This is a genomic window from Micromonospora sp. NBC_01405, from assembly GCF_045040155.1.
Lineage (GTDB): Bacteria > Actinomycetota > Actinomycetes > Mycobacteriales > Micromonosporaceae > Micromonospora.
In genome coordinates, this window is sequence record NZ_CP109532.1 from 5159527 (window position 1) to 5183000 (window position 23474).

The 23474-nt window shown below is 73.1% G+C and carries 8 protein-coding genes; 3 read left to right on the forward strand and 5 right to left on the reverse strand.

Features of this window, described 5'->3' with window-relative positions; all coding sequences use genetic code 11:
- The first annotated feature begins 18 nt into the window (after nt 1–18).
- Together OG559_RS22530 and OG559_RS22535 are read left to right on the forward strand one after the other, a co-directional pair.
- Nucleotides 19–15381, forward strand: coding sequence for an SDR family NAD(P)-dependent oxidoreductase (locus OG559_RS22530; RefSeq protein ID WP_405106657.1), 15363 nt, complete (start codon nt 19–21; stop codon nt 15379–15381).
- Between the two features lie 223 nt (nt 15382–15604).
- Nucleotides 15605–16813, forward strand: coding sequence for a nucleotide disphospho-sugar-binding domain-containing protein (locus OG559_RS22535; protein WP_405106659.1), 1209 nt, complete (start codon nt 15605–15607; stop codon nt 16811–16813).
- A gap of 348 nt (nt 16814–17161) precedes the next feature.
- Here OG559_RS22535 and OG559_RS22540 read toward each other — a convergent pair whose 3' ends face one another.
- From OG559_RS22540 to OG559_RS22560, 5 genes are all read right to left on the reverse strand, one after another.
- Nucleotides 17162–17827: an HAD-IA family hydrolase gene (locus OG559_RS22540; RefSeq protein WP_405106661.1), complete on the reverse strand. Its 666-nt coding sequence runs from the start codon at nt 17825–17827 to the stop codon at nt 17162–17164.
- Nucleotides 17827–18921, reverse strand: a complete 1095-nt coding sequence (locus OG559_RS22545; RefSeq protein ID WP_405106663.1) for a Gfo/Idh/MocA family protein — start codon at nt 18919–18921, stop codon at nt 17827–17829. The genes OG559_RS22540 and OG559_RS22545 overlap by 1 nt, the downstream gene beginning before the upstream one ends.
- On the reverse strand, nt 18918–20078 hold the full coding sequence (locus OG559_RS22550) for a DegT/DnrJ/EryC1/StrS family aminotransferase (protein WP_405106665.1): 1161 nt from the start codon (nt 20076–20078) through the stop codon (nt 18918–18920). The genes OG559_RS22545 and OG559_RS22550 overlap by 4 nt, the downstream gene beginning before the upstream one ends.
- Before the next feature lie 160 nt (nt 20079–20238).
- Complete coding sequence (locus tag OG559_RS22555; protein ID WP_405106667.1) at nt 20239–20862, reverse strand: class I SAM-dependent methyltransferase; 624 nt, start codon at nt 20860–20862, stop codon at nt 20239–20241.
- Nucleotides 20863–21027: 165 nt separating this feature from the next.
- The gene (locus tag OG559_RS22560; RefSeq protein WP_405106669.1) at nt 21028–22029 is read right to left on the reverse strand and encodes a methyltransferase domain-containing protein; all 1002 of its coding nucleotides are present in this window, start codon (nt 22027–22029) and stop codon (nt 21028–21030) included.
- 181 nt (nt 22030–22210) lie between these two features.
- Here OG559_RS22560 and OG559_RS22565 point away from each other — a divergent pair, with 181 nt between their 5' ends.
- Nucleotides 22211–23416 (forward strand): cytochrome P450, encoded by a 1206-nt coding sequence (locus tag OG559_RS22565; RefSeq protein ID WP_405106671.1) that lies wholly within the window; start codon nt 22211–22213, stop codon nt 23414–23416.
- The last annotated feature ends 58 nt before the right edge of the window (nt 23417–23474 follow it).

The following is a 23474-nucleotide window of genomic DNA, read 5'->3' on the forward strand; positions in this document are numbered from 1 at the left end:
CCCCTAGCGTTGATTGACGTGAGTACCTCTGAGCAAGATCTCATCCGGGCGCTGCGCGAGTCGGTCAAGGAAACGGCCCGGCTGAAGCAGCGGAACAGCCAGCTGCTCGCCGCGGCCTCGGAGCCGATCGCGGTGGTCTCGATGGGGTGCCGCTTCGCCGGGGACATCGCCGGGCCGGAGGACTTCTGGCGGGTGGTGTCCGAAGGCGTCGACGTCTACACGCCGTTCCCCGAAGACCGGGGCTGGGACCTGGTCAACCTGTACGACCCGGACCCGGACACCCCGGGTACGACATACGTCGACCAGGGCGCCTTCCTGCACGACGCCGCCGAGTTCGACGCCCGCTTCTTCGGCATCTCGCCCCAGGAGGCGACGGCGATGGACCCGCAGCAGCGGCAGCTGCTCGAGGTCTGCTGGGAGACGATCGAGCGCGCCGGAATCGACCCGGACAGCCTTCGCGGCACCACCACCAGCGTCTACGCGGGGATCGTGCACCAGGACTACGCACCCGACATCGCGGGCGCGGAGGGTTTCCTCAGCCTCGAGCGCGCGCTGGGCAGCGCCGGTGGCATCGCGTCAGGCCGGGTCGCGTACTGCCTCGGGCTCGAAGGGGCCGCGGTCACGGTCGACACGATGTGCTCCTCGTCGCTGGTCGCGATCCACCTGGCGAGCCAGGCGCTGCGCCGGGGGGAGTGCACGATGGCGCTCGCCGGTGGTTCGACCGTGATGGCGACGCCGGGCGGCTTCGTCGGATTCGCCCGCCAGCGGGGCCTCGCCCGCGACGGCCGGTGCAAGTCCTTCGCCGCCGCGGCGGACGGCAGCAGCTGGGCCGAGGGCGTCGGCGTGGTGCTGCTCGAGCGCCTCTCCGACGCCCAGCGCAACGGGCACCAGGTACTCGCCGTGATCCGCGGCTCCGCGGTCAACCAGGACGGCGCCTCGAACGGCCTCACCGCCCCGAACGGGCCCGCGCAGCAGCGGGTCATCCGCGCCGCGCTGGACGCCGCCGGGCTGTCCGCGGACGAGGTCGACGCCGTCGAGGCGCACGGAACGGGGACCACGCTCGGCGACCCGATCGAGGCGCAGGCGCTGCTCTCGACGTACGGCCGGGGGCGTGATCCGGAGCGGCCCCTGCTGCTCGGCTCGGTCAAGTCGGTCCTCGGCCACACCCAGGGTGCCTCGGGCGTCGCAGCCGTGATCAAGACCGTGCTGTCGCTGCGCAACCGGTACCTGCCGGCCACGCTGCACGTCGACGCTCCGACCCCGCAGGTCGACTGGTCGCCCGGCACCGTCGAGCTGCTGACAGAGGGGCGCGCGTGGCCCGACACCGGGCGTCCGGCCCGCTCCGGCATCTCCTCGTTCGGCGCCAGCGGGACCAACGTCCACATGATCGTGGAGGAGGCTCCGGCCGCCCCCGAACCGGGCGAGCAGGTCGCCGACACCGCGCCGGGGGCGGCGCTTCCGTTCGTCGTCACGGCCAAGACCGCGACCGCGCTGGCCAACCGCGGCCGGCGGCTCGGGAACACCGTGGACGAGAGCGTCGCGCTCGGCGACCTCGCCCACGCGCTGGCGACCCGACGCGCGGTGCAGAGCCGCCGGGCGGTGGTGGTTGCGGCGACCCGCGAGGAGCTGCGCGCGGGGCTCGCCCTGGTGGCCGAGGGCCGGACCGGGCCCGGGGTGGTCGCCGGGTCGGCCGGTACGAGCGGGCCCGGCAAGGTCGTCTTCGTCTTCCCCGGCCAGGGCACCCAGTGGATCGGCATGGGCCGTCGGCTGCTGGACACCTCGCCGGTCTTCGCCACCCGGATCGCCGAGTGCCAGAAGGCGTTCGAGCCGTGGGTCGACTGGTCGCTGGTCGACGTCCTGCGCGACGGGACCCCCGAGGAGCTCGAACGCGTCGATGTCGTGCAGCCGGTGTGCTTCGCGATGATGCTCGGCATGGCGGCGGTCTGGGAGTCGCTCGGCGTGGTCGCGGACGCGGTCGTCGGCCACTCGCAGGGTGAGATCGCGGCCGCCTGCGTCTCGGGCGCGCTCTCACTGGCGGATGCCGCCCGGGTGGTGACATTGCGCAGCCAGGCGATCGCCGAGCTGCTGCCGGCCGGGGGCGGGATGGCATCGATCGGGCTGGCCGAGGACGCGGTACGCGCCCTGATCGAGCCGTGGGGAGCGCGCCTGCAGGTGGCGGCGCTCAACGGACCCTCGTCCGTGGTGGTCGCCGGCGAGGGCACCGCGCTGGACGAGCTCGCCGCGCAGCTGGCCGACAGCGACATCCGGTTCCGCCGGGTTCCGGTCGACTACGCCTCCCACAGCCACTACGTGGAGAGCTTGCGATCCGCCCTGCTGGCCGACCTCGCCGCCGTCACGTCCTCGGCGCCGCGCATCCCGTTCTATTCGACGGTCGAGCCCGGCTGGCGCGACGAGCAGCCGTTCGACGCCGATTACTGGTACCGCAACCTGCGTCAACCGGTCCTGTTCGAGCCGGCCGTCCGCGAGCTGATCGCCCAGGACCATCGGGTCTTCATCGAGCTCGGCGCCCATCCGGTGCTGGTGCCGTCGATCACCGGGACCGCGGCGGAGCTGGACGCGGACGTGCTCGCGGTCGGGTCGATCCGGCGGGACGAGGACGGACCCGCCCGGCTGGCCACCTCGGCGGCCGAGGTCTTCGTCCGCGGCGTGCTGGTGAAGTGGCCGGCCCTGCTGCCCGAGGGCACCGGAGTGGTCCGGGTCGAGCTGCCCACCTACCCGTTCGACCACCAGCGGTACTGGATCACCATGCCGACCACCGCAGCGGGCGCCGAGTCGCTGGGGCAGGTGACCAGCGGCCACCCGCTGCTCGGCGCGGTGGTGGAACTCCCGCAGACCAACGGCGTGGTCTGCACCTCCCGGTTGTCCCTGGCGACCCACCCGTGGCTGGCCGGTCACCGGATCCAGGACAACGTGCTGGTGCCCGGCACCGCCTACGTCGACCTGGCGATCCAGGTCGGCGACGAGCTCGGCTACGGCGTGCTCGACGAGCTGGTGATCGAGGCGCCGTTGGTGCTCGAGGCGGACGCGGCCGTCAGCCTGCAGGTCGCCGTCGGCGCGCCGGACGCCGTCGGTCGCCGCCGGGTTGAGGTGCACAGCTCCCGCGGCGGCGAGTGGACCCGGCACGCCGTCGGCCTGCTGTCCGACGCGTACGACCAGACGTCGGGCAGCGGCTTCGACTTCGGTCAGTGGCCACCCTCCGGCGCCGTTCCGGAGCCGGTCGATGACTTCTACGACCGCCTGGCCGACCGCGGATACCAGTACGGGTCGGCCTTCGCCGGGCTGACCGCCGTGTGGCGGCGTGGCGAGGAGATCTTCGCCGAGGCGGCGCTGCCCGCCGACCACCGGGACGACGTGGACCGGTTCGGCATCCACCCGGCTCTCTTCGACGCCGCCCTGCACGCGAACGCCTTCCACCGGCGCGCGGACGACCGCAACGTCCTGCCGTTCGCCTGGAACGGCGTCCGGCTGCACGCCGGTGGTGCCGTCGCGCTGCGAGTCCGGGTCGCGCCGTGCGGACCGGACGCGTTGTCCTTCGACGCCGCGGACGGGACCGGTGCGCCGGTGCTGTCCATGGAATCACTGGTCTCGCTCCCGATCACGGACGTGGGCGGGCAGCCGGGCGGCCGGACGCCGGACTCGCTCTGGCAGGTCGACTGGACGCCGCTGCCCCTTCCGGCGCCGGCTACGGCGCCGGAGCACCAGGTCGTCGTCGAGAGCTCAGGCGATGTGGTGCGGCTGGCGCTGGCCGAGGAACTCGGCGATCCCCACCCGGACGTCGCCGTCCTGGACGTCGCGCCGGCCGCCGGCGCGGAGGCCGAGCCGCTGCCGCTGCTGGGCCGGGTGCTCGAGGTGGTGCAGGCTTGGCTGGAGGAGCCGGCGCTCGCCTCGGTGCCCCTGGTGGTGGTGACCCGCGGTGCGGTCCCGGCGTCGGGTCCGATCGTGGATCCGGCGGGTGCCGCGGTCTGGGGGCTGGTGCGGTCGGCGCAGGCCGAGCACCCGGGCCGGATCCTCCTGGTCGACGTGGAGCCGGGCGGAGACCGCGACGAGGCGGTCGCCGCGGGCCTCGCCGCCGGCGAGGCGCAGGTCGCGGTCCGCGGGGACGCCGTCCTGGCCCCGAGGCTGGGTCGTGCCGTCCTCACCGGGGAGGCGGTCGCGCCCTGGTTCACCGACGGCGGCACTGTGCTCATCACCGGCGGGACCGGCGTGCTCGGCGCGCTGCTGGCCCGGCATCTGGTGACCGAGCACGGCGTCCGCCGGCTGGTCCTGGCGGGCCGGCGCGGCGCGGCCGCCGACGGGATGGCCGAGCTGGGCGAGCTCGGCGCGTCGGTCGAGGTGGTCGCCTGCGACGTGACCGACCGGGACGCGCTCGCCGCGCTCCTCGCCGCCGTCCCGGCCGAGCACCGGCTGACCGGCGTCATCCACGCCGCCGGGGTGCTGGACGACGCCGTCATCGCGAGCCTCGACCCGCACCGCCTGGCCCGGGTGTTCGCCCCGAAGGCGGCGGCACTGCGGCTGCTGGACGAACTGACCCGCGACGACCCGCCCGAGGTCTTCGCCGTGTTCTCCTCGGCCGCGAGCGTTTTCGGCTCGGCGGGCCAGGGCAACTACGCGGCCGCGAACGCGTACGCCGAGGCGGTCGTGTCCGCGCGCGCCGCCAGTGGTCTGCCAGCGGTGGCGCTGGCCTGGGGACTGTGGAGCCCGGCGACCGGGATGACCGGCCGGCTGGCCGACGTCGACCGGACCCGGATGAGCCGGGGCGGCGTACGGCCGATGCCGGCCGACGAGGCGCTGGCCAGTTTCGACGCGGGCATCCGCTCCGGCGCCCCGCTGCTGGTGCCGATCGGTCTCGACCTCGGCGCGGTCCGGGCCGAGGCGGGCGCCGACGGCACCGTTCCGGCGCTGTTCCGGTCGCTGGTCCGGCCGCCACGGCGGACGGCGCGGGCGGGCGCCGGCGAGCCCGGGGGCGCGCTGGGCCGCCGGCTCGCCGGGCTCACGACCGAGGAGCAGACCGAGCTGGTCCTCGCGCTCGTGCGCGCGGAGGTCGCGACCGTGCTCGGTATCGCCGACCTCGACCCCGCCTCCGACGACAGCCGCTTCGGCGAGATCGGGTTCGACTCGCTGACCGCGGTCGAGCTGCGCAACCGGCTTACCGCGGAGACTGCGGTCAAGCTTCAGGCCACGCTGATCTTCGACTACCCGACACCGCGGCAGTTGGGCCGCTACCTGCTCGACAAGGTGCAGGGGTCGGTCGACAGCGGTGCCGCGCCGGTGCCCCGGGCCCCGGAACGTCCGTTCCCGGCCGCCGACGATCCCGTGGTGATCGTCGGCATGGCGTGCCGGCTCCCGGGCGGGATCACCACGCCGGCCGAGTTCTGGGACCTCGTGGCCGAAGGCCGCGACGGCATGTCGCCGCTGCCGGCCGACCGCGGCTGGGAGGTGGACCGCCTCCTCGGCACCGACCCCGATCAGGCCGGGACCACCTACACCCGGCAGGGCGGCTTCCTGCACGACGCCGGCTACTTCGACGCGGCCCTGTTCGGCATCTCGCCACGCGAGGCGACCGCCATGGACCCCCAGCAACGGCTGCTGCTCGAAACCACGTGGGAGGCCCTGGAGACGGCCGGCCTCGACCCCTCGTCGCTGCGCGGCCAACCCGTCGGCGTGTACACGGGCATGTCCATCCACGACTACCTCGGCGACCTGGCGCGCGTCCCGGCCGAGTTCGAGGCCTTCACCACCACCGCGACGGCCGGCAGTGTCGCGTCCGGCCGGGTGGCGTACGTGTTCGGCTTCGAGGGCCCGGCCATGACCGTGGACACCGCGTGCTCGTCCTCGCTGGTGGCGATCCACCTGGCGGCCCAGGCGCTGCGCCAGGACGAGTGCGAGATCGCGCTCGCCGGTGGGGTCGCCGTCATGGGCTCCCCGGTCGGCCTGACCGGGTTCTCCCGGGCCCGGGGGCTGGCTGCGGACGGCCGGTGCAAGGCGTTCGCGGCGGCGGCCGACGGCACCGTGCTGTCCGAGGGCGTCGGCGTCGTCGTGCTGGAACGGCTTTCCGTCGCACGGCGCAAGGGCCACCGCCCGCTCGCCGTCGTCCGCGGCTCCGCGATCAACCAGGACGGCGCGTCCAACGGTCTCACCGCCCCGAACAGCCTGGCCCAGCAGCGGGTCATCCGGGCTGCTCTCGCCGCAGCCGGCGTCGGTGCGGCCGAGGTCGACGTGGTGGAGGCGCACGGCACCGGCACCACGCTCGGCGATCCGAGCGAGGCGCAGGCCATCATCGCCACCTACGGTCGTGACCGCCCGGCCGGGCAGCCGCTGTGGCTCGGCTCGGTGAAGTCCAACCTCGGCCACACACAGGCCGCGGCCGGCGTCACGGCGGTCATCAAGATGGTGGAGGCGATCCGGCACGGGCAACTGCCGTCCACGCTCTTCGTCGACGAGCCCACCCCCCACGTCGACTGGTCCGAGGGCGCAGTGGCGCTGCTGACCGAGGGCCGGGACTGGCCCGACGCCGGCCGGCCCCGGCGCGCCGGGATCTCGTCGTTCGGCATCAGCGGCACCAATGCCCACCTGATCCTGGAACAGATCCCCGAGCCGGCCGCGCCGGAGGAGGACGGGTACATCGCGCCGGCCGCGCTGCCGTTCGTCCTGTCCGGGCAGAGCGCGGCGGCACTCGCCGGCCAGGCGGGACGGCTACGAACCGCCGTGGCGCAGGGGGTGCCGCTCCCCGGTGCGGCCCGGACGCTCGTCGCCGGCCGCGCGCTGCTCCCGCACCGGGCGGTCGTCGCCGCGGCCGGCCGGGACGCTCTGCTCGCCGGCCTGGACACGGTCGCCGCGGGCGAGGTCGGCCCGGGCACGGCGCTGGGCGCCGTCACCGCCGGCGCCGCAGCGTCGGTGGTGTTCGTGTTCCCGGGCCAGGGGGCGCAGCGGACCGGCATGGGCCGCGAACTCCACGACCGGTTCCCGGTCTACGCCGCCGCCTTCGACGACGCGTGCGCGAAGCTCGACGAGAGGCTGGCCGGCGCCGTGGACCGGCCCGTCCGGGACGTGGTCTTCGCGCAGCCGGACAGCCCGGAGGCGGCCGCGCTGGACCAGACCGTCTACACCCAGGCGGCGATGTTCGCGGTCGAGACCGCGCTGTTCCGGCTCGTCGAGTCCTGGGGCGTACGACCCGCTCTACTGCTCGGGCACTCGGTCGGCGAGATCACCGCGGCGCACGCCGCCGGAATGCTGTCGCTCGACGACGCGGCGACCGTGGTGGCCGCCCGTGGCCGCCTCATGCAGGCGCTGCCCGCCGGTGGGGCGATGGCCGCGGTGGCCGCGACGGAGGAGGATGTCCGGCCGTTCCTGGGCGGGGGCGTCTCCCTCGCCGCGGTGAACGACCCCGCGTCGGTCGTGCTGTCCGGCGACGAGGACGCGGTGGACGCCGCCGTGCGGGCGCTGCGGGAACAGGGCCGCAAGGTGCACCGGCTGACGGTGTCCCACGCGTTCCACTCGGCGCGGATGGACCCGATGCTCGACGGGTTCCGGTCCGCGATCGCGGGCGTGGTCTGGCGGCCGGCCCGGATTCCGGTGGTCGCCCCCGACGGAGCCGACCTGACGGACCCCGGCCACTGGGTCGACCACGTCCGGCGCACCGTGCGCTTCGCCGACGGCGTCCGCGCCGCGCTGGACCGGGGCGGGCGGCTGTTCGTCGAGCTCGGGCCGGGGGCCGGCCTGTCCGCGCCGATCCTGGAGACGGGGGCGCGGTCCGGGTACGAACCGGTGTGCGTGCCCGCGCTGCGGGACGGACAGGCCGAGCCGGAAACCGTGATCGGTTCGTTGGCCGCGCTGTTCGTGCGGGGAGTGCCGGTGGACTGGCACCCGCTCGTCCCCGCGGACGCCCCGGACGTCCCGCTGCCGACGTACGCGTTCGACCGCCGGCACTACTGGCTGACCTCGACGCCCGGCGCGGTGAACGCGGCCGATCTCGGGCAGGTCGAGGTCGACCACCCGCTGCTGTCGGCGATCGTGCCCGTCCCGGACACCGGTGGCCTGATCGGCACGGCCCGGCTGGCGCTCACGACCCATCCCTGGCTCGCCGGGCACCGGCTGCACGAGGTGGCGATCCTGCCGGCCGCCGCGCTCGTCGACCTCGCCGTGCGGGTGGGTGATGAGCTCGGCTGCGGCGTACTGGGAGATCTGGCGCTGGAGGCGCCGCTCGCGATCCCCCCGGAGGCGACCGTCCGGCTGGAGATCGTGGTCGGAGCCGAGGCCGGCGGCAGCCGCCCGTTCACCGTCTATGGCGCGCGGGACAGTGGGGGAACGTGGGTCCGGTGTGCCGGCGGCACCCTGGAAGCCGGGGCCGTCACCGACCCCGGGCCGGTGCAGCCGTGGCCGCCGTCCGGCGCCGAGCAGGTCGCGATCGACCCGGAGGCCGCCGGGCGCTCGGAGCTGCTCGGGCTGTGGCGTCGCGGCGAGGACACCTTCGTGGAGGTCGCGCTCGCCGACGAGGAGGAGGCCGCCGCGTTCGGCCTCGACCCGGCCCTGCTCGACGCGGTGACCCGGGTGGTGCTCGACCCCGGTTCGCTCGCGACGCGCTGGGAATCGGTGGTGCTGCACGCCACCGGGACGCGCCGGCTGCGGGCTCGCCTCGCCCGGCTGGACCACGATCGCTGGAGTCTCGAGGCGGCCGACGAGACCGGCCGGCCGGTGCTGTCCGCCCGGTCGCTCGGCTCGATGCCGGTCCGCCCCGAGGACGTGGGCGGCCGCCTCGCGACGGACGCCATGTACCGGGTGGCGTGGCATCCCGTGACCACCGAGGAGGTTCCACCCGGCCACCCGGCGACCGTCGGCATCGACAGCGCCGAGGGTGTGGCCGCGCTCGCCGCCGATCCCGGCCGGCCGGTGGCCGCCGTGTACGACGTGCCGGCCGGCCCGCCCGCCGGGGTCGTCCTCTCCGACGTTCTCGCCGTGCTCCAGGCCTGGCAGCGCCACGCCCCTGCGGACACCCGGCTCGTCGTGCGGACCGAGGGTGCCGTCGACGGCGGGACCGGCGGCCTCACCGACGCGACCGGCGCCGCCGTGTGGGGCCTGGTTCGCGCGGCCCAGGCCGAGATGCCCGGCGTGCTGCTGCTCGATGTGGAGCCGGGCCTCGACGCCGGACCGGTCCTCGGTACGGCATTGGCCGTCGACGAACCACAGCTCGCGGCCCGGGCCGGCGGTTTCCGGGTTCCCCGCCTCGCGGCGGCCGGGGCACTGGCCGCGGAGCCCGCCTCGTGGAACCCGGACGGGACGGTGCTGATCACCGGTGGCACCGGGTCGCTCGGCGCTCTCGTCGCGCTTCACCTGGTGCGGACCCGTGGCGTCCGGCGGCTGGTCCTGGTCAGCCGGCGTGGACTCGCGGCCGACGGCGTCGAGGCGCTGGTGGCCGAGCTGTCCGAACGGGGCGCCGAGACGTCCGTGGTCAGCTGCGATGTCGCGGACCGGGACGCGGTGGCGGCGTTGCTCGCCGCGATCCCGCCGGAGCACCCGCTGACCGCGGTCGTGCACACCGCCGGTGTCCTGGACGACGGGCTGGTCGCCGCGATGACCCCGGATCGGCTGGGTGCCGTGTTCGGCCCGAAGGCGGACGCCGCCCGCCACCTGGAGGAGCTGACCCGCGACCACGACCTCGCCGCGTTCATCACGTTCTCTTCCGCCGCGGGGCTGCTCGGCTCGGCCGGGCAGGCCAACTACGCCGCCGCCAACGCCTACCTGGACGGCCTCATGGCGATCCGGCGCGCGAACGGCCGGAACGGCGTGTCGCTGGCCTGGGGCCTGTGGGCGCAGGACGGCGGCATCACCCTGAACCTCGGTGACGCGGACCGGGCCCGGATGCGCCGCGCTGGTGTGTCGCCGCTGCGCCACGAGGAGGGGCTCGCGCTCTTCGATGCGGCCGTGGACAGCGGTGAGGCCCACCTTGTGCCGATCAAGCTCGACCTTGCCGCCGCGCGGGCCGACGCGGCAACGGGCGGACCGGTGCAGCCGCTGCTGCGTGACCTGGTGCGCGTCCGCCGCCGGGCGGGCCGGGCGGCGGCCGCCGGTGACCTGGCGGGCTCGTTGGCCGGCCGGTCGGTGGTGGAGCAGGAGCGCACCCTGCTGTCCCTGGTCCGGGCCCGGGTGGCGCTGATACTGGGGTACGCCTCGGCCGAGGACATCGCGCCGGACGCGCCGTTCCAGTCCGCCGGGATGGACTCGCTGGGCGCGGTCGAGCTGCGCAACCGGCTCAGCGCCGAGGCCGGGTTCGCCATGCCCGCGACGCTGGTCTTCGACTACCCGACGCCGGTGGAGCTGGCCCGGTTCCTCCGGGAACGGCTCACCGGCCGGGACGCGCCGGCGGCGGTCGAGGCCGTCGCGGTGGCGAACCCGGCCGATCCGATCGCGGTGGTCGGGCTCGGCTGCCGGCTGCCGGGCGGGGTGCGGGGCCCGGACGGGTTCTGGGACCTCCTGGCCACGGGCGGTGAGGGCCGGTCGGCAGTGCCGACCGACCGCGGCTGGGACCTGTCCGCCGTCCCGGTGGAGACGGCCGGCTTCCTGACCGACGCCGCCGAGTTCGACGCCGGGTTCTTCGGCATATCCCCGCGCGAGGCGACGGCCATGGACCCCCAGCAGCGGCTGCTGCTCGAGGTCGTGTGGGAGGCCTTCGAGGACGCGGGGCTCGACCCGGCCGCATACCGGGGTTCCGATGTCGGCGTCTTCGTCGGCGTGATGGGCGAGGGCTACGGGATGCACGGCGGTGACCCGCAGACCGACGGCCTCCGGGTCACCGGCGGTGCGCTTTCGGTAGCGTCCGGCCGGGTGTCCTATGTGTATGGCTTCACCGGGCCGGCGATCTCGGTCGACACGGCGTGCTCCTCGTCCCTCGTCGCGATGCACCTGGCCATGCAGGCCCTGCGCAACGGTGAGTGCTCGCTCGCCGTGGTGGGGGGCGTGACGGTCATGGCGACGCCCAACGCGTACATCGAGTTCGCCAAGGCCGGCGGGCTGGCGGTCGACGGGCGGTGCAAGGCCTTCGCGGCGTCGGCGGACGGGACCAGCTGGTCGGAGGGCGTCGGCGTGGTCCTGCTGCAGCGCCTGCCGGACGCCGAGGCCCGGGGCAGCACGGTGGGCGCCGTGATCCGGGGCTCGGCGGTCAACCAGGACGGCGCCTCGAACGGCCTGACCGCCCCGAACGGGCTCGCGCAGCAGCGGGTCATCCGGCGGGCCCTCGCGGTCGCCGGGCTCGCGCCGTCCGATGTGGATGTCGTCGAGGCGCACGGTACGGGCACCCGGCTCGGCGACCCGATCGAGGCGCAGGCCCTCCAGGAGACCTACGGCAGGCGCGAGACGGCGGAGCCGCTGTGGCTGGGATCGGTGAAGAGCAACGTCGGCCACACCCAGGCTGCGGCCGGTGTGGCCGGCGTGATCAAGATGGTGCTGGCGTTCCGGCACCAGGCGCTGCCGGCGACTTTGCACGCGGACGCACCGACCCCCGAGGTCGACTGGTCCGGTGACACCATCCGGCTGCTGACCGAGGCCCGGCCGTGGCCGGCACGCCCGGACCGGCCACGCCGCGCCGGCGTGTCCGCTTTCGGGGCCAGCGGCACCAACGCGCACCTCATCCTCGAGGAGCCGCCCCGGCGGACGCCGGTCACCGCGACCGGACCGGCCGAGCCCGGCGCGGGAGGCCTCCTGCCGTTCGTCGTGTCGGCGGGCGATCCGGGCCGCCTCGCCGCGGTCGCGACCCGGCTGGCGGACGCCGTCGAGGACCGGCAGCCTCCGCTGCCCCAGTTGGCCGCCGCGCTCGCGTTCGGCCGGACGAAGCACCGGGAGCGAGCCACCGTGCTCGCGGCCGACCACGGCGAACTGGCCGGGCGGCTGCGAAGCCTCGCCGCCGGCGAGACCGGGCCGGACGTGGTCACCGGACGGTCCGGGCCGGGCACCGGCGCGGTGTTCGTCTTCCCCGGCCAGGGCAGCGGTTGGGCCGGCATGGGCCGCGAACTGATGGCCGAGTCGGCGGAGTTCCGGGCGTGGGTACACCGATGCCAGGAACTGCTCGACGAGTACGACTGCGACTGGACCCTGGAGGAGGCGCTCGGCGGTGCCGACGACCTGTCCCGGACCGACGTCGTCCAACCCGCCGCGTTCGTGATGATGACCGGGCTGGCACAGCTCTGGGCCCGGGCCGGGGTCACCCCCGAGGTGGCGATCGGGTCGTCGCAGGGAGAGCTCGCCGCCGCCTACGTGGCCGGGGTCCTCTCGCTGGACGACGCGCTGCGGATCTGCGTCGTGCGCTCCCGGCTGGCCGCGGCACTGCCCCCCACCGGCGGAATGCTCGTTCTGGGCGTCAGCCGCGCGCGGGCGGAGGAGCTGCTGCTCGCGGACGAGGGCCGGCTCGAGCTCGCCGCGGTCAACGGACCCGCGATGGTCGGCATCTCCGGTGAGGTCGCCGCCATCGAGCAACTCGGGGCTTTCGCCGCGGAGCAGGGGATCTGGTGCCGCAGGCTGCGGGCGGACTACGCGTCCCACTCCTTCCTCGTGGACGAGCTGGAGCGGCCGATGCTGTCCCAGCTCGACGGGGTCGGCGAGCGCCCGGCGCGCGGGCTCGGCGGTTCGTGCCGGTTCTACTCCACGGTCGAGAGCCGGTGGATCGGCCCGGACGAGGTTCTCGACGCGGGCTACTGGTTCCGGAACCTGCGCCGGCCGGTCGAGCTGGAAGGGGCCGTCCGCGCGGTGACCGCCGACATGCGGGCCGTCGTCGAGGTGTCCCCGCATCCGGGCCTGGTGTCGCCGATCCTCGACGTCGTCGCCGACGCCGGTCGGTCGGTCGGGGTGATCGGCACGCTGCGCCGTGACCAGGGTGGCGTACGCCAGGTGTGGACCGCGATGGCCGAGGCGTTCGCGATCGGGTTGCCGGTCGACTGGTCGGCGGCCGTCCCGGGCGACGGGCCGGCCTGGCGTGAGCTGTGCCGCGACCTGCCCACCCATCCGTTCGAGCATCGCCGGTACTGGCTGCGGGGCGGCGGCGCCGTCGCGGCTGCGGAGGAAGCGGTTCACCCGCTGCTGACCACCGTGGCCGGTTTGCCGGATTCCGACGGCGTGCTCGCCGTCGGGCGGCTGTCCACGCACCAGCAGCCGTGGCTCGCCCGTGCCGCGGGGCCGGGCCCGGTCGAGGTACCCGCTTCGGTCTGGGTCGAGCTGATCATCCGGGTCGGTGACGAGCTGGATTACGGCACGATGGCGGAGCTCGACCTGATCGAGCCCGCCTGGCTGGACCGGGGAACGTCCCTGTCGGTGCAGGTCTGCGTCGGTGGGACGGACTCCGCCGGTCGGCGACCGGTGACCGTGCGGTCCGCGCCGGCCTCGGCCGATGGCGACCGGTCGGCCTGGACCCTGAACGCGACCGGCCTGCTCGTCTCGAGCCCGGCCGGCACCGACGCGGCGGAGTCCGATCTCACGGTGTGGCCTCCGGTCGATGCCGAACCGGTGACACCGGCCGACCCGCGAGACGACGTACGTGGCGTCTGGCGGCGAGGCGACGAAACCTTCCTGGAGTTGGTCCTGCCGGACGAGCACCGCGAGGACGCCGCCGCCTTCGGCATCCACCCGCTGCTCCTGGACGCCGCGAGCCGTGCGATGGACCGGGCGCCGGGGAGCGCGGCCCGGTGGCGCGATGTCGAGTTGCACGCGACCGGCGCCGCGTCGTTGCGCGTCCGGCTGCGACCGGCCGAGAACGGAATCGCGCTGACCGCGGCCGACGAGACCGGCCAGCCGGTGCTCACCGCCGGCCGGATCGCGGTACGGCCGGCGCGCGAGCCCCGGCTCGGCAGGCCGGGCGGCGTGCTGCGGACCGAGTGGGCCGAGCTCGACCGGGAGACCGCTGCGGCCCCGCCGCGGACCGTCCCGGTGGACAGCGACGATGCGGTGCTCGACCTCAGCGGCGATCCGTCCGCCCTGGCGGTCGCGGTCGCGGTCCTCGACGTGACTCTCGGCGAACAGCCCGTGGCGGCTTGCCGTCGAGCGCTCGTCGTCGCGCAGACATGGCTCGACGAGCCCGAGCTGGCCGGCCTCCGGCTGGTGGTGCGGACCCGGAACGCGGTCCCGGTCGAGTCCGGCGCGGTGCTCGACCCGGCCGCCGCGGCCGTCCGAGGCATGATCGCCGCCATCCAGGCCGAGTACCCGGATCGTTTCGTCCTCGTGGACGTCGAGCCGGACGCGGATCCGGACGCCGGGCTGGGCCCGGTGCTGGCCGCCGGCGTCGCACAGGCGGCGGTGCGGGCCGGGCGCGTCCACGTTCCACGGCTGGTGGCCGTCGACGAAGCCGGACCGGCTGTCCAGCCGCTCGACCCGGCCGGCACGGTCCTGATCGTGGGCGGTACCGGCGCGGTCGGATCTCGGGTGGCCCGGCAGCTGGTCGCCGAGCGCGGCGTCCGCCACGTGATCTTGGCGGGTCGGCGTGGTCCGGACGCTCCCGGGGCGGCGTCCCTGGTCGACGAGCTCGCCGCTCTCGGCGCCTCGGCGACCGTCGTGGCCTGCGACGTGACCGGCCGGGACGCGGTCCACCGCCTGCTGTCCGGGATACCGGCGGACCATCCGCTGACCGGCGTGGTGCACGCCGCCGGGATGGCCGACCGCACCCCGCTCGCGGAGCTGGGCCCGGAGCGGCTCGGCGCCGTCCTCGATGCCAGGGACGAGTCGCTGCGGCACCTGGCCGAGCTCACCGCGGGTCAGGATCTCGCCCTGTTCGCGGTGATCACCGCAGCGGCCGAACTCACCGGTCCGGCCGATCAGGCGGCCACGGGAGCGGCTGAGGGGCTCGCACGGGCGGCCGCCACCCGCTGTGGCGCTCGCGCGCCGATGCTGCCGTCCGCGGACGGCTCGGTGCTGTCGGCCCTTTCCTCGGCGATCGACACCGCCGAACAGTTCCCGGTCCCCGGCCGGCCCGATCAGTGGGGCGCACCCGCGCCCGGCCGGCCGGTCCCTCCGCTGCTACGCGGGCTGGTCCGCCCGCGGCGGCGGTCCGCCTACCGGGCGGCGGTCGGCGCGGAGCCGGCCGACCGGTGGACGGAGCTCCTGAGTGCGCAGGTCGGTGCGGACCGGGAGAAGACAGTGCTGGATCTGGTGCGGACGCAGCTGGTTCGCGTCCTCGGGCTGAACCCGGACGACCTGCTCGAGCCGGAGCGCGGCTTCTTCGAGGTCGGCCTGGACTCCGTGATGGCACTCGAACTGACCCGGCGACTGAGCAGCCACGCCGGCACCGCGCTCACCCCGGCCGCAGTGTTCAACAACCCGACCCCGGCGGCGCTGACCCGCTATCTCGTCGAGCGGCTCGAGGCGGCCGGGCAAGAGGCCCGGAACTAGGTGCCACGTGATAGGAAACGGGCGTGCCATGCCGCAGCATGCGGCCGTGCCCCTTGGTGGGGCGCCGCTTCCTGTTCATCCGCGGCCGGTCGACCCGACCGGCATTGTCGGATCGCTGGCGGAGTGATCGCTACGTCACTGTCGGACATGTTGGCCGTCGTGGTCGAGCAAGTGAGCAAGGACGTGGATCTGCTACTCGCACTTTCGAGGAAGAGGTAAAGGTATGCGGTTCCTGCTCACGACGTTCGCCTGGCCGTCGCACTACTACCCGATGGTGCCGCTCGGGTGGGCGTTGCGGGCCGCTGGGCATGAGGTACGAGTAGCGAGCACGCCGTCGCTGGTCGACACGATCATCGCGACCGGGCTGCCGGCGGTGGCGGTGGGTAAGGACATCGACATCGCGGGCAGGGCCAGGGACGGCAAGCTGCACGATCACGAACGGCGGCCGACCGATCCGGACAGGTTGAGCGGCGCACAGCAGAATCTGGTCAATCAGATGGGGCACACGATGGTCGAGGTCGCCGACGCGATGACAGACGATCTTGTCAAGTTCGCCCAGAGCTGGCAGCCGGACCTGATCGTGCACGAATCGATCACCTTCGCCGCTCCGGTCGCCGCCGAGGTGCTCGGCATTCCGACCGTCGCGCATGCGGTCGGGATGCCGTTCGCCCCGGGAATGATGGTGAGAAAGGACGGCCCGGCGCTGTTGCCGGCGTATGTGCGTCTCTATGAGAAGTTCGGCGTTGCGCCGAGGGTCGCCCCCTCGGCGTGGATCGACCCCTGCCCGCCCAGCATGCGCGTGCGGGGTGAGACCTCGGCCCCGCGGCTGTCCGTCCGATATGTGCCTTATAACGGCCCCGGTGTGCTGCCGACGTGGCTTGTTGAGCCGCCCGCGCGGCCCCGGGTGTGCATCACCTGGGGCACCTCAACGGTGGGGATGATCGGTGACGCGGTGACCAATCTGCTGAGCCAGGCGATCGAGGCGGTCTCCAGCCTCGGGGTGGATGTCGTGCTGACCGTCTCCGCAGCCACCCGTGCGGCTCTCGGCACGGTGCCGGACGGAGTGCGGGTGGCGGAATCGCTGCCCCTGCACATGCTGCTGCCGAGCTGTCGGGCAGTCGTGCACCAAGGCGGGGTGGGCACCGCGCTCACCGCGGGCATCCACGGAGTGCCACAACTGGCTGTCACCCAGTTCTCCGACCAGCTGACCATCGGCGACGCAATCGCGGCCAGCGGCGCCGGTCACCATCTGCTCCACGACGAGACCACCGTGGAGCGGATCAAATCCCACGTCGTCGAGTTGCTGGATGACCAGGAGCGCCTCGAAGCCGCCAAGGGCCTGCAACGGGAGATCGCATCGCAGCCTGCGCCGGCCGAGTTGGTGTCGAAGCTGGTGGAGCTGGCGGGCAGGCGCGTGCCGGCTCGGGCGTGATGGCGAGGACACCACCCATCGACAGCCCGCATCACCAAGAACATCGACAGGGAAGCTCCACCATCGAGCGAGATGTCATCGAATCGCACCTTCACCACAACATGGCCTGGGGTAATCCACATCGTGTAACAAACGAGGCGTCGCACACGAATTGGAGGCCGTCCGGAATCCGCCGCCGGAACCGGGCGAGCTCGGTCGCGAGCCGGGCCAGGTCGGACTCCAGGCCGCGCCCGCGCCACCGGAAGGCGTGCTCGCGAACTTCCCCGCCGTCGGTCTCCGCTCGTAGCGCTGACCTGGTGCCGCCGAAATCGATGCCGAGCCAGGTTCCCGGCCGTGCCGTCCGGCCCGTCAGCGCCGACCCGGAACCGAGACCGGCGGGCACACCGGCAGCAGCTCGTCGGGGGAGTGGATGACGAGATCCGGGCCGGCCGCCATCAGGTCGTCCTCGTCCACGGTCGCCCAGGTCGCCGCCACGGAGGTCACTCCGGCGGCTCGGGCGCTGCGGATGTCGGCCGGGGCGTCGCCGACCATGACGGCCGCGTCCGGCGCCGCGTCGAGCAGGCTGAGCGCGCGCAACACGATGTCCGGGGCGGGCTTGGCGTTGACGACCTCATCCGAGCCGACCACGTGGTCGAAGTGCTGGATCAGGTTGAGCGTGGTCAGCAGCGAGCGGGCCCGCGGCCCGGCCTTCCCGGTGGCCACGGCGAGCCGGAATCCGCGCGTCCGGAGCGTCCGGAGCAGGTCGACCACCCCGTCCGCCACGGGCACCTGGGCCGCGAGCCGGTAGCTCTCCCGGACGAACGGTTCCTCCATCTCCAGCGGAAGGCGCATCCGTCGCATGATCTCAGGGAAATACAGGCCCTGATAACGCTGGTACTCGGTGAACGGCGCCGGACCGGCACCGACCACCTCCGCGTACGCCGCGGCGAAGGCCTGGCCCATCACCTCGTGACTGTCCACCAGGACGCCGTCGAGGTCGAAGATCACCACACTGCGCATCGGTACGTTCTCCATCAGGTCGCCGCCGCGGTCGTGACCGGCCCGGTGGGCAGCAGTGGGGTCGCCGAGGCCGCGTACAGCGCCTCGATCGTGCCGACGATCCGCCGCGCGCCCGCGATCGCGGATCCGCACGCCGACGGATCGGCGAGGCGGGCCCTGAGGTCGTCGAGCTGGCGGGAGTACTCCGTGCCGATCGGCTCGGCCGGGACCGCGACCTCGCTCGTCCTGCCCCGCCGGACGACGCTGAGCCGCGGCCGCGGCTCGCGGTTCGGGCTGAAGCCGAAGGTGGACCGGAGCGTCGCGGCACCGCCGCTCCCGTCGATCCGGATCTCGGTGACGTCATGGCTCACCGAGTGCGTGGCCCAACTGGCGCGAAGGCCCACTGACAGACCGGTGCCGGTGACCAGGAATCCCCGCACGGTGTCCTCGACGTCCGCGTCGAGTTCCGGCGCCGGCTGATCGTGCCGCCAGGCCGCCGTCCAGCGCGGGTCGTTGACGTGGTCGTGCGAGGTGGACGCGGTGACCCGGTCGAAGGCCACCGGCCCGGCGATGGTCTCGAGAACGTCGAGCAGGTGCCAGCCGAGGTCGAACAACACCCCGCCGCCTGCCTCCGCCCGGCTGGTGAACCAGCCCTGGGACCGGGGCACTCCGCGGGCCCGTTCCCACACCAGGTCGATGTGGCGCAGGTGGCCGAGCTCGCCCGCCAGATCTGCCAGCTTCCGCACGTCGGCGCGGTACCGGCAGGCACTCCCGGCCAGCAACGGGCGGCCGCCCGCCCGCTCGGCTTCGGCCAGCGTGTCCGCCTCCGCGCTCGAGAGGCAGACCGGCTTCTCCACGAAGGTGGCGAGACCTCGGGAGAGAAGACGTCGCGCGATCGCCGCGTGCAGGTGGTTGGGCGAGGCGACCAACGCGAGGTCGGCGTCCTCGGCTCGCAGCAGGTCGACGTCACCGAAGGCCGGGCGGTCGGTCGCCGCGGTGAACGCCTCCCGCTTGGCCGGATCGGGGTCGACCGCGGCTACCACCTCGTAGTCGCCGCTCGCCATCAGGCGGGGAAGCCAGATCTCCCGGCCGGACCACCCGAACCCGACCAGTACGGTGCGGATCCTCATCCGGCGGCCACCACGTCGGCCACGATGGCGGCTGTGTCGGTGAGAGCCTGCTCCGACGCGAGCAGAGTGCGGTGGTGCAGCCAGACGCAGTCCTGGCTGATCGCGTCGGCGTTCGGGCACCGCTTGGCGAGCGTGTCGACGGACTCCGCGGGTGCGCCGGTTTCCCAGAACGCCGCGGTGCGGTAGATGGCCCGGAAGCCCGCGAAGGCCGGGATCCCCGCGTCGACCAGACGATCGACCAGGAGGTTGCGCCGCTCCTCCGACCAGCCGGGAAGCCGGAACATCGCCATGTAGTGCGGATTCCGGTCGGCCCGCGAGTCGCCACCCTGCGGCCGGACGCCGGGGATTTGGGCCAGGAGCGCCGACAGGAACCGCCACCGCTGCTCCCGCAACTCGATGTGGCTGTCGAGGCGGCCCAGCTGAGCGCGCAGGACGGCGGCCGAGAACTCGTTCATCCGCATGTTGGTGCCGGCCACCTGGTGGTGATAGCCGCGGTCGGTGCGTGGCCGGCCGCAGGAGTGGCGCAGGAACGCCTTCTCGTACTCGTCCGAGTCCGGGAACAGCACCGCGCCGCCCTCGCCCGCGGTCATCAGCTTGCCGTTCTGGAAGCTGAACGCCGCGACCGAGCCCAGCTCGCCCACGCGCTTGCCCTGCCATCGGGCACCGTGCGCGTGGGCCGCGTCCTGCAGGACCCGGGCACCGGCATCCGAGGCGAGCTTGTCGAGTGCGTCCATGTCGGCCATGAGACCCGCCATGTGCACCGGCATGATCACCCGGGTCCGCGGCGTGATCGCGTCGGCGGTGGCGGTCACGTCGATGTTGTAGGTGTCCGGATCGACGTCCACCGGGACGGCGACGGCCCCGATCCGCTGAGCGGCCTGGGACGAGGAGATGAAGGTGAACGCGGGCACGATCACCTCGGTGCCCGGTCCCGCGCCCAGCACCTGCAGGGCGAGCTCCAGCGCGTGCGTGCCGTTGGTGACGGCGAGGGCGTGCCGGGCACCGTGGTATCCGGCGAACTCCCGCTCGAAGCTGTCCACCTCGCTGCCACCCATGCGCCACCACTGGCCCTGGGTCAGCGCCCGATCGAGAGCTCGCCGTTCGGTGTCGTCGAATTGCGGCCAATCCGGAAAGGTCGGCCCGGGTCGCGGACTCATTTCTACCTGGCTCCTTCTGGTCGATTGGCCTCACGGTACGAAGTCCGGCGCGACGCTACTATCCCTCAACCTGACAGCGATTTCGGAATTCGCCGTCCTCCCATTCTGCGAATTCGAAGTGAGTGGTGGGACTCCTTTCGGGGAACATTCGCTCGGGTAGTCAGATGCGGGTGATCGTGGCCAGCCAGGCCGGCGCCCCGTTGATGTCTCTGTTGTTCTCCAAAGTCACGGATTCGATCGAATCGACCCGCCAGCCATCGGCGAAGGTGGCCCGGATCTCGTCCTGGCTCACCCGCAAGGCGCGGATCCCGCCCTGGCTCTCCTGTCGCGGTCCGCTGCCGGAGTGATGGCGGTCGCTGATGCAGAGCAGGAACAACCGTGCGCCCGACGGCATGACGGTGGCCAGGCTGTCGGCGTAGCGGACCCGCTCGGTGCCGCTGAACGCGTGGAACAGGGCGGAGTCGAGCACGGTGTCGAACTGCTCGCCCAGGTCGCCGAGTTCGAGCGCGTCCCCGACCTGGAAGCGCACTTCCAGGCCGCGCTCGCGTGCTTTGCGTCGCGCGGTCTCGATCGCTGTCGGCGCCGAGTCGATGCCGACCGTCGGGAGGCCGAGGGCAGTTGCCAGGAGCGCGACCTCGCCGGTGCCGCAGCCGACCTCGAGTACCCGACCGCGGAACGCGCCCGCCTCGGCGAGGTTGCGCATGGCCAGTTGCGGGCGGCCGAGGTCCCAGAGCGGTGTCCCGCTGTAGTGCGCGTCGAAGCTTTCCACCTTGCTGCCACCCATGTCTGCTGGCTCCTTCTGGTCGATTGGGCCCTACGGTACGAAGTCCGGCGCCGGTGCCGGCCTATCCCTCAACCTGACAGCGATTTCGGAACTCGCCGCCGTCCCGTTCTGCGGATTCGGCGTGAACGGGGCGCCTTTCGAAAAGTTCGCTCGGGAAGAGGGTGGTCAGGTGCGGGTGATCGTGGCCAGCCAGGCCAACACCCCGTCGACATATTTGTTGTTCTCCAACGTCGCGGCTTCGATCGAATCGACCCGCCAGCCGCTGGCGAAGGTGGCTCGGATCTCGTCCTGGCTCACCCGTCGCGGCCCGATGTCGGGTGGATGGCGGTCGCTGAAGCAGAGCAGGAACAACCGCGCGCCCGGCGGCATCACGGTGGCCAGGGTGTCGGCGTAGCGGACCCGTTCGGCGTCGCTGAACACATGGAACAGGCCGCAGTCGAGCACCGTGTCGAACTGCTCATTCAGGTCGCCGAGTTCGAGCGCGTTGCCGACCATGAAGCGCGCTTCCAGGCCGCGCTCCCGGGTTTTGCGCCGTGCGCTCTCGATCGCCGTCGACGCCGGATCGATGCCGACCGTCGGCAGGCCGAGGGCCGCCACCATGAGCGCGACCTCGCCGGTGCCGCACCCCACCTCGAGCACCCGGCCGCGGAAGGCGCCCGCCTCGGCGAGGTCGCGCAGCGCCGGTTGCGGGCGGCCGGTTTCCCAGGGCGGCGTACCCGAATACCGCGCGTTGAAATGCTCGGGCGACAGGGCGTCGGTGAGCTGGCGCGCCAGTTTTTCCAGCGTCTCGACCAATTCCTTGGCCTGGCCGGGGTCCTGGATCCCGGCGGCCGCGGCGAGTCGCTCGTCGATCCGCGCGGCGGCTCGATCAGCGGCTCTGTGCCGGGCGACCGGCCGGACGAACGTGCGTCCAGGGTGGGCCGGGTCAGCCGCGGTGGTAACCGCGCCCCGGTCGCACAGGGTGGCGACGCTCGTCTCCACGTGGCTGGCCGGGAAGCCGGTGCGGTCGGCGATCTCGTCGATCGAGGTGTCCGGGTGTGTGAACACATCGGTCATGACTTGACGCACGCCGGGGGACATCTGCCGCATGCCTGTGGGGTCCGGGATGGCGTCCTCGCCGATCCGCAACAGCTTGCTCGCGAGGTCGTGCAGTTCGAAGCCGTCCATGATCGCAAAGTGTTCCCGACGCCGGCCAGCGCCCGCCATCACGCAGGTTGACGGTGTGCTCGGCGGTTCACCCGCGACGGCTATACGACTAGCAGTGTGAGGGATGCCAGGGCCCCGCGGTCCGGATCTACCGTGGCTTGCGGTTATCGCGCCATCGGACCGTACGAGAGAAGTGGGTTTCATGAGTGTGAAACAGTCCGAACGGACACTGTCGAACTTTCTCGCCTATCTCGACGGGCTGCGCGAGCGCGGAGCCGTGCACTTCGACGACAAGATCAAGGCGTGGCACGTGCTCGACTACCACGACACCCTCCAGGTGCTGACCGACTCGGCGACCTTCTCGTCCGACGTCTCCCCGCTGGCCCCCCAGCAGGAAGACTTCGACCTGTTCAAGAAGGGCAACTTCGTCCGGGCGGACGATCCGGCGCACCGCCGGCTGCGCGGTCTGGTCAGCCGGGCGTTCACCCCGAAGATGATCGCCGGACTCGAGCCGCGGATCACCGAGGTGACCCAGCAGTTGCTCGACGACGCGGACGCCGGCGGCGACCAGTGGGACCTGATCGAGCAACTGGGCTACCCGTTGCCGTTCATCGTCATCGCCGAGATGCTCGGCATCCCGGTCACCGACCGCGCGTTCGTCCGGCGGCTGTCCGACACCTTCTTCGAGGTGCACAACGTCGACCCGGAGCAGTCGCTGGATTCCCTGGGGGAGAGCGCGGTCAACAATGTCGCGCCGCTGCTGCGCGAGTTGAACACCCACCTGATGGAGTTCGTCCGCAGCCGTCGCAAGACCCCAGGCGACGACCTGACCAGCAAGCTTCTGGAGGTCGAGGTCGACGGTGTGCGGATGGACGACGAGGAGACCGTCGGCTTCCTCGGCCTGCTGCTGCTCGCCGGCCACGTCACCGCGACATCCACGATGGGCAACACGGTTCTCGCGTTGCACGAGAACCCCGAGGTCTGGGGGCAACTGCGGGCCGAGCCCGCGCTGATTCCGGCCGCGGTCGAGGAATCGATGCGCTACCGGCCGCCGTTCCCTCGTCTCGGTCGGCAGGCGACGAAGGCCGTCGAGATCGGCGGGCAGCAGATCCCGGCCGGCGACTTCGTCCTGGCGTGGCTGACCACCGCGAACCGCGACGAGCGCGTCTTCGCCGACCCGGACCGGTTCGACATCCACCGGGACCCCAACCCCCACCTGACGTTCGGCAAGGGCATGCACTTCTGTCTTGGCGCGCCGCTGGCGCGGCTCGAGGTGAAGATCGCCATGCGCCTTCTGATGGAGCGGTACAGCGACATCCGCGTACGTGACGACGTGCCGGTCAACCTCCGCAATCCCTGGGCGATGATCGGCGTCAACCGGCTGCCACTCGAGGTCCGCCGGTCCTGACGAACCGGAGCACGGGCTCAGCGGTGAGGCAGTTCCGAGGTGCTGCCCACCTGCTGGG